Genomic DNA, 11,452 nt, shown 5'->3' on the forward strand with positions numbered 1-11,452 from the left:
GCCATGATCCGTAAGGAGCTGCTGGTCCTGTTGCGGGACCGCGCCTCCCTGATCACGCTGTTCGTCTCGCCGATGCTCTTCATCACGGTGATGAGCCTCGCCCTGTCGAACTCCTTCGACACGCTCGGCTCCGCGCCGAAGATGAGCATCTCGATCGTCGACCAGGACGGCGGCGCCGCCGCCAGGAACGTCGCCAAGGCGCTGAAGAGCAGCGACGAACTGGACGTCACCACCGGGCTGAAGAGCGACGCCGCGGACAAGCGGGTGCGGGACGGCAAGGACTCGTTCGCCGTCGTCATCCCGGCCGGCTTCGAGAAGGAGGTGGAGAGCGGCCGGAAGCCGCACTTCTCCTTCGTGGTGGACCCCTCGTCCTCCCGCCAGGTCGTCGACCCGCTCCAGGCCGCCATCCGCAGCGCGGTGCTGACGGTCACCTCCAGCACCCGCACGGCCGTCTCGCTGGAGAAGCAGCGCGCGGCCGAGCGCGACCCGGTCCGCCGGGCCGAGCTGAAGAAGCAGATCGACAAGATCGACGAGACGTGGAGCGGGGTGACCTCGACCAGCACCTTCCCCAAGGGCATGACGGGGGTGAAGTACCCCTCGGTGTACCAGCAGAACGTCCCCGGCTACACCGTGATGTACGTCTTCTTCATCGTCACCGTCATGGCGGGCTCGATCATGGTCGAGCGCCGTGAGGGAACGTTCCGACGGCTGCTCTCCGCGCCCGTACCGCGCTGGCAGTTGCTGCTGGGCAAGGTGCTGCCGTACCTGTTCGTCGCGGTGGCGCAGGTGGGCGTGCTGATGGCCTTCGGCAAGCTCGTCTTCGGCATGGACCTCGGCGTCCACCCGCTCGCCCTGGTGCCGATCACCGTGGCGCTGGGCTGCTGCGCGGTGGCGCTCGGCCTGCTGCTGGCCTCGTTCGCCAAGAGCGAGTCCCAGGTCAACGGCATGGGCACCATCGTCATCCTGGTGCTGGCCGCGCTCGGCGGCTGCATGGTGCCCGGCGTCTTCATGCCGGAATTCATGCGGAACATCGCCGAGTTCACCCCGCACGGCAAGGCGCTCAACGCCTTCCAGGAGGTCATGGTCAAGGGCGCCGACCTCGGGACGGTGCTGCCGGCCAGCGGCTTCCTGCTGGGCCTGGCCGCGCTGTTCTTCGTCCTGGCCGTGCCGCGGTTCCGGTTCGTCAAGTGATCCCCGCCGAGGAGCGGACCGGGACGCTGTACGTCCGCCTCACCGCCGCCCCTCGGCTCCCACGCGACGCCTTCGGCCGCCGCTCCAGCCCGCCCGGGCGGGTGCTGCTCCGCGCGGCGGCAGGGGCGGCGGCCGGACTCCACCAGCCGCCGGAGCGGCTGCCGGACGGCCGCTGGCACTGGCCGGACTCCGGCTGGCGCGGCTCCGTCTCGCACACCGGGGCCCTCGGCCTGGTGGCCCTCGCCCGGGGCGTCTGGGTCGGGGCGGACGTCCAGGAGCACCGGGAACGGCCCGCCGCGCTGCGGTGGCTGGCCCGCGTGCTGGGCCGGCCGCCCGGGGCCGTGGCCACGGTCCGCGAGTGGACCGAGGTCGAGGCCCTGCTCAAGGCCCGGGGCACGGCGGGCGTCCGGCCGGAGCGGCTGGACCCGCTGCCCGGGTGGCGGCCGGGGTGGCGGGACGCGGGCGGGGGGTGGTGGCTGTGGAGCGGGACGCTGGCGGGGGCGGGCTTCGACTGCCACTCCGGTCCCGGTCCCGGTCCCGGTCCTGACTCCGGCTCTGGTCCGGGCCTTGGCTCCGGCCTCGGTCCTGGTCTCGGTCGTGGCCCCGGTCCTGACTCCGGCTCCGGTCCGGGCCTCGGCTCCGGCCTCGGCCCTGGCCCCCGTCCCGGCCCCGGCCCCGGTCCCTGCCCCGAGACGTACGTCGCGCTGGCGGCCCGGGCACCGCTGGCCGTCCGCCCGCTGCCGCCGTACGACGGCGACGGGCACCCCGCCTTCCCCGCGGTGCCATCCGGGGCCGACGGCCCTGGTGACCCCGCCGGCCCCGCCAGTCTCACCGGCCCTGCCGGCCCCCGCAGTCCCAGCAGAACGAAAGGAACGCAGAGATGACCGCCGTCAGCCGCGCACGCCGCGCCGACGCCGGCTACAGCCGGCCGATCTCGCCCACCGAACGGGGCTACCTCGCCGGCGCCCTGGTGACACCGCCGATGGCCATCCAGATCTTCGTCGAGGGCGAGGGCGCCGTCACCGCCGACGAGCTCCGGCGCGCCGTCGCCGTGGCGTCGGAGGCATGCCCCGGCGCCCGTCTGGTCAAGCGGGGCAACCGCTGGGCGGACAGCGGGATCACCCCGCCCGTCCTGGAGGTGGACGGCGCCGCGCTCGACCGCCGGACCTTCGACACGGCCGGCAGCGAGGTGCTGCGCCGGCCGTTCAGCCCGGTCAAGGGCCCCAACTGCGAGGTGCTGCTGCTCTCCGGCGAGCCCGCCACGATCGTCTTCCGCGCCTTCCACGCTGTCATGGACGGCAAGGGCGTGATGACCTGGGCGCAGGAGGTCTTCCGCGCCCTGCGCGGCGAGGAGCCGGTGGGCGCGCCCTCGACGGAGACCGAGTCGGGCGTCGTCAAGCGCTTCGGCACCGGTGCTCCCGCCCCGGGCCCGGCCCCCGAGTGCCCCAACCCCTTCGACCGGCTGCCGGCCGGCCGGGACACCGGGGACGTCTCCGACGTGCCCTGGCTGTGGCGCCGCAGGACCGTCGAGGGCAACCACAACGCCGTGGTGGCCAGGACGGCCGCCGCGCTGTGCGCGCTGCTGCCGGACGAGGACTGCCGCTTCATGGTCCCGGTCAACATCCGCCGCCACGACCCGTCCCTCGCCTCCACGGCCAACCTCAGCCTCCCGCTGTTCGTCGACGTCCCCGCGGGCGCCGACCGGGCGCAGATCCAGGGGCGGCTGCTGCGGGCCATGTTCGAGCGGCAGGAGCTGTCGTCGATCGGCGCGTTCCCCGTCACGTCGTCCGGCATGGCGCCCACCCTCGGCGCGGCCCGCGCGACCCGGGAGCACCGCGAGACGTACCCCTGCACGCTCGTCGTCTCCGACCTGGGCAAGGTCGACCTGGACGCGCTCTCCGGCGGCGGTTTCACGGCCGCGACCGCGTACTCGCTGCCCATGCACGTGCCGTACGCCCCGGCCTTCCTCACCGTCTACCAGCCGCCGGGCCGCACCGAGATCGGCCTCTCGTGCCGTAACGAGCCGGGCATGGCCGCCCGGGCGGACGCCCTGCTCGACCTGATCGCAGAAGAACTGACCGGTCTGCCGGCCCGGACCGGCTGACGAAGGAGTGACCACCATGGGGGACAACGGGCACCTGCCCGGTGAGCAGTGGGACGCGGTCGTCGTCGGCAGCGGCTTCGGCGGCCTGGTCTGCGCCGGCTACCTGGCGGCCTGCGGGCGCCGGGTGCTCGTGCTGGAACAGCACGACGTGGCCGGCGGCAACGCCCACGCCTTCCGGCGCCGCCGCGCCTACGAGTTCGACGTCGGCCTGCACTACGTCGGCGACTGCGGACCCGGCGGCATCCTGCCCGCCATCCTCTCCGGCCTCGGCCTCGCCGACCGGGTCGCCTTCCGCTCCCTGGACCCGGACGGCTTCGACGAACTCGCCCTCCCCGGCCTCGACGTCCGCGTCCCGGCCGGCTGGGACCGCTACCGGGACCGGCTGAAGCGGGCCCTGCCCGGGGACGCCGAGGGCATCGACGCCTTCGCCGCGATCTGCGAGGCCATCGGCAAGGAGAAGCACGAGGCCCTCCTCGCCGACATGGACCTCGACGACCCGCGGATGCTCAAGCTGATGCCGCTCACCGGGCGGTGGGGCCGCCGGACGCTGCACGACCTGTTCGAGCACTGCGGGCTGTCGGCCCGGGCCCGCGCGGTGCTGGCCGCGCAGTCGGCCAACTACGGTTCGCCGCCCAGCGCCACCACGGTCTTCACGCACGTCTCGGTGCTCGACCACTATCTGCGCGGCGCGTACTACCCGATGGGCGGCGCGCAGGGGCTCGTCGCGGCGCTCGTCGAGGCGCTGGAGGCGCGCGGCGGCGAACTGCGCACCCGCAGCCGCGTAGAGCGCATCCTCGTCGAGCGCGGTACCGCGCGCGGCGTCCGGCTCGCGGACGGTACGGAGATCGAGGCGCCGCTCGTCGTCTCGAACGCCGACTACCCGCGCACCATCCTGGAGCTGACCGGCGCCGAGCACTTCCCGCCCGCGCTGGTCAAGCGCACGCGCGGCGCGACCATGCGGCTGCCGGTGGCGGTCCTGTACGCGGGCCTGGACCGCGACTTCTCCGACCGCCCCAACGCCAACGTGTGGTGGCACCGCGGCTGGGACGTCGAGGCCGCCTACCGCGAGGTCGCCGAGGGCTGCCCGTCCGGCGAACTGCCCTTCGCCTTCCTCTCCTTCGCCTCCCTGAAGGACCCCGAGTCGCCGCACGTCTGCCCGCCCGGGCACACCAACCTGCAGGTCATGGCACCGCTGGCGCTGCGCTACGGTGGTCCCGAGCAGGGCGGTTACCGGCGCGACCCCGCCTACGCGGCGGAGAAGGAACGGGTCACCGAGCTGCTGCTGACGGCCGCCGAGCGGGCGCTCGGACCGATCCGCGACAGCGTGGTGCACCTGGAGACGGCCACCGCGCTCACCCACCAGCGGTACATCTCCTCGACCGGCGGCACCCCGTACGGGCTCGCCACCTGGGGGCCGTTCGGCATGCGGCCGGAGGCGCGCACCAGCGTCAAGGGCCTGTACGTCGTCGGCCAGAGCAGCCGCTACGGCAGCGGCATCGTGGGCGTGGCGATCAGCGGCATCCTGTGCGCGGCCCGCGTCACCGGCCGCCGGCTGCTCGCGGAGGCGCACGCGGGCGCGGTCTTCACCGACCCCGCGCTGCTGCCCGAACGCCCCGCCGACTGGGACCCGATGGCGGTGTCCCGCGGCGCGGCCCGACGGGACCGCTCCGTGGCCCGCACCGGGCGGGGGACGCGTGGCGGCGGCGAGCCCGCCGTTCGCGCCGAGGGAGCCGACCGGACCGGGGGAGCGGCCCGCATCGAGGGGGCGGCCCGCGACGCGAGCGCCCCCGCCGGGCGCGCGCCCCGCACCCGTACCGACGCCGCCACCCGCCCCGACCCCGCCACCCGCCCCGACCGGGTGGCCCGCACCCGTACCGACAACGCACCGGCCACCGTGGGGGACCAGCCGACATGAGCCACACACCCGTCTACGACCTCCTGACCCGCGCGGCCGGCGAGCACCCCGACCGCCCGGCCGTCCGCGACGCCGCCGGCCGCTGGAGCTACGCGCAGCTCGCCGCGCACAGCCGCAGGACCGCCGCCTGGCTCGCCGGGCGCGGCGTCGGCCACGGCGACCGCGTCATGGTCCGCCTGGCGAGCGGCCGCGAGTACCTGGCGCTGCTCTACGGCACGCTGGCCCTCGGAGCCGTCCTCGTCCCGGTCAACCCGGCGATGCGGGACTTCCAGCTCCGCGGCGTGATCGAGGACGCCGAGCCCGCGCTCGTCGTCACCGACCCGGCGCACACCGACGCCGTCCGCGCCCTCACCGGCCGGCCCGTGCTCGGCCTCGACGAGGCGTGGGCGGAGATCGCCGAGCAGGAGCCGGCCCCCGTCACCACCACGGCCATCTCCCGTGACGTGGCACTCCTGATGTACACCTCCGGCACCACCTCCCGCCCGAAGGCCGTCGTCTCCGAGCACGCCCAGGTGCTGGCCGCGACCCGGGCCGTCGCCGCCCGGCTGCGCTACCGCGCCGACGACGTGGTGTACTGCCGGCTGCCGCTCTCCTTCGACTACGGTCTCTACCAGGTCTTCCTCGCCGCGCTGGCCGGCGCGGAGATCGTGGTGCCGGGCGAGGTCCCGGACGTGATGCTGCTGCGCGGCATCCGGGAGACGGCGGCGACCGTCGTGCCCCTCGTGCCGTCCCTCTCGGAGATGCTGGTACGGCTGGCCGCCCGGGACCCGGAGCCCACCTCCGTCCGGCTGTTCACCAACACCGGCGCCGCCCTGCCGCCGCCCTCCGTGGCGGCGCTCCGCGCGGCCTTCCCGGGCGCCTCGGTCTCGCTGATGTACGGCATCACCGAGTGCAAGCGCGTCTCGATCCTGGAGCCCGACGAGGACCTGGACCGTCCGGGCTCCGTCGGCCGGCCGCTGCCGGACACCGAGGTCCTGGTGGTGGACGACGAGGGCCGGCCGCTGCCGCCCGGCGAGACCGGGGAGTTCGTCGTCCGGGGACCGCACGTGATGTCCGGCTACTGGCGGGCCCCCGAGCAGACGGCGCGGCGCTTCCGGCGCTGCGAACGGACCGGCGAGGTACGGCTGTTCACCGGCGACTACGGCCACCGGGACGCCGAGGGACACCTCTACTTCTCCGGCCGGCGCGACGACATCTTCAAGCGCCTCGGCATGCGGGTGAGCACCCTGGAGGTCGAGGCCGCCGCGCTGGACGTCCCGGGCGTCCGGGAGGCCGTGGCCCTCGCGCCCGACGGCAGCCGGGACCTCACCCTCTTCGTCGTCGGCGGTCCGGAACCGGCCGAGGTCCGGCGCGAGTTGCGCGCCCGGCTGGAGGCCGCCAAGGTCCCGGCCGCCGTCCTGACCGTGCCCGCCATCCCGCTCACCGGAAACGGCAAGCCGGACCGGAAGGCGCTCGCCGCGGGCCTGGCCTGACGGCGTCACGACCAACAGGCCGCAAAAAGGCGGCGCAAGCAGGCAACAGCAGTCACAGAACGACAGGAGCCGCACATGAGCACCCAGTGGGACGACCGTTTCGAGCAGGTCCTCCGCCGCAACCTCCCCGACCTCCCCGCCGAGGACGCCCTCCTGCCCGAGGCCGACCTCATGGACCTCGGCCTGGACTCCATGGGCATGATCAGCCTGCTGATGGACCTGGAGACCGAGTACGGGGTGCGCATCCCCGAGTCCGAGCTGACCTTCGAGGCGTTCGCCTCGGTCGCCGGCCTGTGGGCCGTCGTCGGCTCCGTCACCTCGGCCGCGTAGGGGGAGCCCGCATGACCACGACCACCCCGCCGCGCCCGGGCGAGCGGCACCTCGCCCGGATGGCCCGCGGCGCCGAGGGCATCAAGCCCTCGGAGATCCCCACCCTCTTCGCCGTGCGCGGCCGCACCGACGTGGTGTCGCTCGCCGGCGGCATGCCCAACCTGGAGGGCCTGCCGCAGCGCGCGATCGCCGACGAGACGGCCGGCCTGGTCGCCCTCGGCGGCAAGGTCGTGCTCCAGTACGGCTCCGCCCAGGGCCTGCCCAAACTGCGCGAGCAGATCTGCGAGGTGATGTCCCTGGAGGGCATCGCCGCCGACCCGGACGACGTCGTCGTCACCGTCGGCTCGCAGATGGCCCTGGACTTCGTCACCCGCATCTTCTGCGACCCGGGCGACCTCGTCCTCACCGAGGCCCCCAGCTACATCGGCGCCCTCGGCGTCTTCGCCTCGTACCGGGCCGACGTCGTCCAGGTGCCGGTGGACGACCGGGGCCTCGTCCCGGACGCACTGCGCGTCGCGCTGGAGGACGCCGAACGCGCCGGACGGCGGCCCAAGTTCCTCTACACCGTGCCGAACTTCCACAACCCCGCCGGCGTGACGCTCGCCGTCGAACGGCGCGCCGAGGTGCTGGAGATCTGCGCCGCGCACGACGTCCTCGTCGTCGAGGACAACCCGTACGGCATGCTGGCGCTCGACGGACGGACGTTCCCCGCGCTCCGCTCGATGGACGCCGAGAACGTCGTCTACCTGGGCTCCTTCTCCAAGACCATCGCGCCGGGCCTGCGCATCGGCTGGGTCACCGCCCCGGCCGCCGTCCGCGAGAAGCTGGTGCAGGCCGCCGAGTCCACGACCCTCTGCCCGCCCGCCTTCACCCAGGCCGTCCTCTCGCGCTACCTGGCCCGGCACGACTGGCGCGCGCAGATCGACACCTACCGGGACAGCTACCGCGTCCGCCGCGACGCCATGCTCGCCGCGCTGGCGGAGCACCTGCCCGAGGGCAGCCGCTGGACCCGGCCCGAGGGCGGCTTCTTCGTCTGGGTCACCGTCCCGGACGGCGTCGACACCGACGCGCTCATGCCCTACGCCGACCGGCACAAGGTCGCCTACGTCCCCGGCAGTGCCTTCTACGCGGAGGGCAGCGGACGCGGCCGGAGCGAACTGCGGCTCTCCTTCAGCTACCCCACCCCGGAACGCATCGCGGAAGGGGTCCGCCGCCTGGGCCTCGCGATCACCGACTACCAGTCGGCGCACTAAGCCGCCGGCACCGCCGAACGACCATCACGACCCCAGGATTGGGTGAAGAAAAACCATGTGCGGAATTGCAGGCTGGCTCTCCTACGGCCGCGACCTCGAGCGCGAGCGCCCCACCGTCGAGGCGATGACCGCCACCATGGCGCTGCGCGGCCCCGACGCCTTCGGCGTCTGGACCGACCGCCACATCGCGCTCGGCCACCGGCGGCTGTCCATCATCGACCTGGAGGGCGGCAAGCAGCCCATGGTCGAGGAGACGCCCGCCGGCACCGTCGCCCTCACCTACAGCGGTGAGGCGTACAACTTCACCGAGCTGCGGGACGAACTGGTGCGGCGCGGCCACCGGTTCCGCACCACCAGCGACACCGAGGTCGTGCTCCACGCCTATCTGGAGTGGGGCGAGCGGGTCGCCGAGCACCTCAACGGCATGTACGCCTTCGCCGTCTGGGACGGCCGCACCGAGAAGCTGGTCCTCGTCCGGGACCGGCTCGGCATCAAGCCGCTCTACTTCTACCCGACCGCCGACGGCGTGCTGTTCGGCTCCGAGCCCAAGGCGATCCTCGCCAACCCGCTGGCCGAGCGCGTCGTCGACGTCGCGGGCCTGCGCGAGCTGCTGACCTTCACCAAGGACCCGGGCCAGGCCGTGTGGGCCGGCATGTCCGAGGTCAAGCCGGGCACGATCGTCACGGTCGACCGCAACGGCCACCGGGAGCACACGTACTGGCGCCTGGAGGCCAACCGCCACACGGACGACACCGACAAGACCGTCGCCCGCGTCGGCGAGCTGCTGGAGGACGCCGTCGCCCGCCAGCTCGTCGCCGACGTCCCGCGCTGCGTCCTGCTCTCCGGCGGCCTGGACTCCAGCAGCATCACCGCCCTCGCGGCCGGGCACCTGAGCGCCCAGGGCGAGCGGCTGCGCAGCTTCGCCGTGGACTTCACCAGCCACGACGAGAGCTTCACCCCCGACCAACTGCGCGTCGCCCGGGACACCCCGTTCGCGCACGACGTGGCCGGGCACGTGGACTCCGACCACACCGACATCCTCATCGACCACCGCCAGCTCGCCGACCCGGAGCTGCGCCGCGCCGTCGTCGCCGCCCGCGACCTGCCGGCCGGCATGGGCGACATCGACATGTCGCTGCTGCTCCTCTTCCGCGCCGTGCGCGAGCGCTCCACGGTCGCCCTCTCCGGCGAGTCCGCCGACGAACTGTTCGGCGGCTACCGCTGGTTCCACGACCCGGCGGCCCAGCAGGCGGACTTCTTCCCCTGGCTGATCAACCTCGGCGAGAACGGCGACTACAGCCCCCTCGGCGTCGTCCGCCCCGAGGTCCTCGGCGCCCTGGACCTGGGCGGCCACCTGCACGAGAGCTTCGCGCGCGTCACCGCCGAGGTCGGCACGGTCGAGGGCGAGAGCGACTTCGAGTACCGGATGCGCCGCAGCTCCTACGTCCACCTGACCCGCTTCGTCCGCACCATGCTCGACCGCAAGGACCGCATGAGCATGGCCGCCGGCCTGGAGGTCCGGGTGCCGTTCTGCGACCACCGCCTGGTCGAGTACGTCTACAACACCCCCTGGTCGATGAAGACCTTCGACGGCCGCGAGAAGAGCCTGCTGCGCGCCGCCACCCGTGACCGCCTGCCGCGCTCGGTGGTCGAGCGGGCGAAGAACTTCTACCCCTCCACCCAGGACCCGGACTACGTCGCGGCCCTCCAGAAGCAGGCCCGCGACCTGCTCGCCGACTCCGACCACCCGGCCTTCCAGCTCGTCAACGAGGGCTGGCTGCGCCAGGTGCTCGCCATCGACGCCACGGAGATGCCGCTGGGCGCCCGCAACGGCATCGAGCGCGCGCTGGACGTCGCGGTCTGGTTCGACCTCTACAACCCGGAACTGCGCCTGGCCTGACGACGCAGGGGGCGCGCCGCGACGCGGGCGACGCGCCCCCTCCCTCCCCCTTTCCGTCCCTCTCCTCCCTACCCTCCGTCCGGCACATCCGGATCGCCCAGTTCCGCCTGACGATAGGATCAAGCGCGTGACCAAGCTCGACAGAACCCAGCTCCGCATCGGCGACGACGAGCGCGAGGCAGCCCTCGATGCTTTGACCACGCACAGCCGCGAGGGCCGGCTGACCATCGACGAGTACGGCGAGCGCGCCGAGGCCCTCCAAGAGGCCCGCACCCAGGCGGACATCCTGGCCCTCTTCAAGGACCTCCCCGAACCCCGCCCGACCCTCGCCCCCACCACCCCGGACACCTCCCTCACCCCGGCCGCCGGCCGCCCCGCCACCCCGGAGACCCGCCGCGGCCCCCTCGGCCTCCCCGACCGCACCGACCGCCCGACCCGCGCCACCGACCGCTTCGCCGGCACCCTCCTCGGCGTCCCCGTCGGCGCCGTCGCCGCCGCGGGCGTCAGCTACGCCACGGGCAGTTGGCTCTTCATGTTCCTGGCCCCGCCGATCGCCTACGCGGCGGACCGCCTGTCCCGCCGGGGGCGGAAGGACTGACAGCGGGGAGCGGGGCGCGAACGGCGGGAGTGGCGCGACGCGTTGACACACGCCGGCCCGGCGAGGCGTGTCCGGCCACGCGAGGCCCGCGAGAAGCGGTGGCGAGGCCATTTCTTCGCCGCTTCTTCCCGGCACGGGACGCGGTTTCAGCCGCGGCGTCTACGAGGGCGGGGCCCACCCCTGAATCCCGCCAGCCCTGACACCCTGAGCACCGCGTGGGCCGTCACCGCGTCCAGCGCGCGGGTCAGCTGCTCCAGGTCGGCGGAGCCGATGCGCAGGGTGCCGTGGGTGCGGGAGTGACGGAGGGCGGTGTCGAGGCGGTGCCAGAGCGCCGGGTTGGCGGCGAGGACCTGGAGGTCGAGCTCCAGCCGGTTGCCGGCGGCGTCGCGCAGGACGAGCCGCTGGGCGAACGCGCCGCCCCAGTGCACGGCGACCAGCCGGCCGGTGAGCACGCGGCGTCGGCGCAGCAGCCCGCGCGAGGCGAGCCAGCCGTCCCCGGCCGTCACATGTGGCGGTAGCAGGATCGCCAGCAGCACCACGGCGAGGGCCGCCCACAGCAGCGTACGCGGGCCGGTCAGCCCCAGTGTGCCCGCGTCCAGCGCGATCAGCACCGCGAAGAGCAGGGCGGCGCAGCACGCCGCGCCCCGGGCCCTGGCCGGCCAGCCGGTGTCCGCTACGGGTCCCATACC

The 11,452-nt window shown here is 74.0% G+C and carries 10 protein-coding genes; 9 read left to right on the forward strand and 1 reads right to left on the reverse strand.

The genetic code is table 11. From position 1 onward, the window contains the following. Positions 1-3 precede the first annotated feature (3 nt). The 9 genes from J7W19_RS25945 to J7W19_RS25985 all read left to right on the forward strand — a co-directional run bounded on the left by J7W19_RS25945 (position 4) and on the right by J7W19_RS25985 (position 10,763). Positions 4-1,191, forward strand: a complete 1,188-nt coding sequence (locus J7W19_RS25945; protein ID WP_004939252.1) for an ABC transporter permease — start codon at positions 4-6, stop codon at positions 1,189-1,191. Next, positions 1,188-2,075, forward strand: coding sequence for a 4'-phosphopantetheinyl transferase family protein (locus J7W19_RS25950; protein WP_004939255.1), 888 nt, complete (start codon positions 1,188-1,190; stop codon positions 2,073-2,075). Before J7W19_RS25945 ends, J7W19_RS25950 begins: the two co-directional genes overlap by 4 nt. Further along, positions 2,072-3,295, forward strand: a complete 1,224-nt coding sequence (locus J7W19_RS25955) for a hypothetical protein (RefSeq protein WP_004939258.1) — start codon at positions 2,072-2,074, stop codon at positions 3,293-3,295. Before J7W19_RS25950 ends, J7W19_RS25955 begins: the two co-directional genes overlap by 4 nt. A 16-nt stretch (positions 3,296-3,311) precedes the next feature. After that, entirely contained in the window at positions 3,312-5,210 is a 1,899-nt protein-coding gene (locus tag J7W19_RS25960) for a phytoene desaturase family protein (RefSeq protein WP_004939261.1), read from the forward strand. Continuing rightward, the gene (locus tag J7W19_RS25965) at positions 5,207-6,682 is read left to right on the forward strand and encodes a class I adenylate-forming enzyme family protein (RefSeq protein WP_004939264.1); all 1,476 of its coding nucleotides are present in this window, start codon (positions 5,207-5,209) and stop codon (positions 6,680-6,682) included. The genes J7W19_RS25960 and J7W19_RS25965 overlap by 4 nt, the downstream gene beginning before the upstream one ends. Positions 6,683-6,757: 75 nt before the next feature. Beyond that, positions 6,758-7,012, forward strand: coding sequence for an acyl carrier protein (locus J7W19_RS25970; protein ID WP_004939267.1), 255 nt, complete (start codon positions 6,758-6,760; stop codon positions 7,010-7,012). Between the two features lie 11 nt (positions 7,013-7,023). Next, a complete protein-coding gene (locus J7W19_RS25975; RefSeq protein WP_004939269.1) occupies positions 7,024-8,265 on the forward strand; it encodes an aminotransferase-like domain-containing protein in 1,242 nt (413 codons plus the stop codon). Between the two features lie 55 nt (positions 8,266-8,320). Continuing rightward, entirely contained in the window at positions 8,321-10,165 is a 1,845-nt protein-coding gene (gene asnB, locus J7W19_RS25980; RefSeq protein WP_004939271.1) for an asparagine synthase (glutamine-hydrolyzing), read from the forward strand. A 127-nt stretch (positions 10,166-10,292) separates the two neighbouring features. Continuing rightward, complete coding sequence (locus J7W19_RS25985; protein WP_004939274.1) at positions 10,293-10,763, forward strand: DUF1707 domain-containing protein; 471 nt, start codon at positions 10,293-10,295, stop codon at positions 10,761-10,763. Positions 10,764-10,909: 146 nt separating this feature from the next. Here the strand turns inward: J7W19_RS25985 and J7W19_RS25990 are convergent, their stop codons facing one another. Continuing rightward, complete coding sequence (locus J7W19_RS25990) at positions 10,910-11,449, reverse strand: hypothetical protein (RefSeq protein ID WP_004939277.1); 540 nt, start codon at positions 11,447-11,449, stop codon at positions 10,910-10,912. Positions 11,450-11,452: the final 3 nt, after the last annotated feature.

The organism is Streptomyces mobaraensis NBRC 13819 = DSM 40847 (genome assembly GCF_017916255.1).
In the GTDB taxonomy this organism is placed as follows: domain Bacteria; phylum Actinomycetota; class Actinomycetes; order Streptomycetales; family Streptomycetaceae; genus Streptomyces; species Streptomyces mobaraensis.

Excerpts from the sequence above, each read along its gene's own strand:
- J7W19_RS25945 (WP_004939252.1), top strand. The coding sequence starts at position 4 with ATGATCCGTAAGGAGCTGCTGGTCCTGTTGCGGGACCGCGCCTCCCTG.
- J7W19_RS25955 (WP_004939258.1), top strand. The coding sequence starts at position 2,072 with ATGACCGCCGTCAGCCGCGCACGCCGCGCCGACGCCGGCTACAGCCGG.
- J7W19_RS25960 (WP_004939261.1), top strand. The coding sequence starts at position 3,312 with ATGGGGGACAACGGGCACCTGCCCGGTGAGCAGTGGGACGCGGTCGTC.
- J7W19_RS25965 (WP_004939264.1), top strand. The coding sequence starts at position 5,207 with ATGAGCCACACACCCGTCTACGACCTCCTGACCCGCGCGGCCGGCGAG.
- J7W19_RS25970 (WP_004939267.1), top strand. The coding sequence starts at position 6,758 with ATGAGCACCCAGTGGGACGACCGTTTCGAGCAGGTCCTCCGCCGCAAC.
- J7W19_RS25975 (WP_004939269.1), top strand. The coding sequence starts at position 7,024 with ATGACCACGACCACCCCGCCGCGCCCGGGCGAGCGGCACCTCGCCCGG.
- asnB (WP_004939271.1), top strand. The coding sequence starts at position 8,321 with ATGTGCGGAATTGCAGGCTGGCTCTCCTACGGCCGCGACCTCGAGCGC.
- J7W19_RS25990 (WP_004939277.1), bottom strand. The coding sequence starts at position 11,449 with ATGGGACCCGTAGCGGACACCGGCTGGCCGGCCAGGGCCCGGGGCGCG.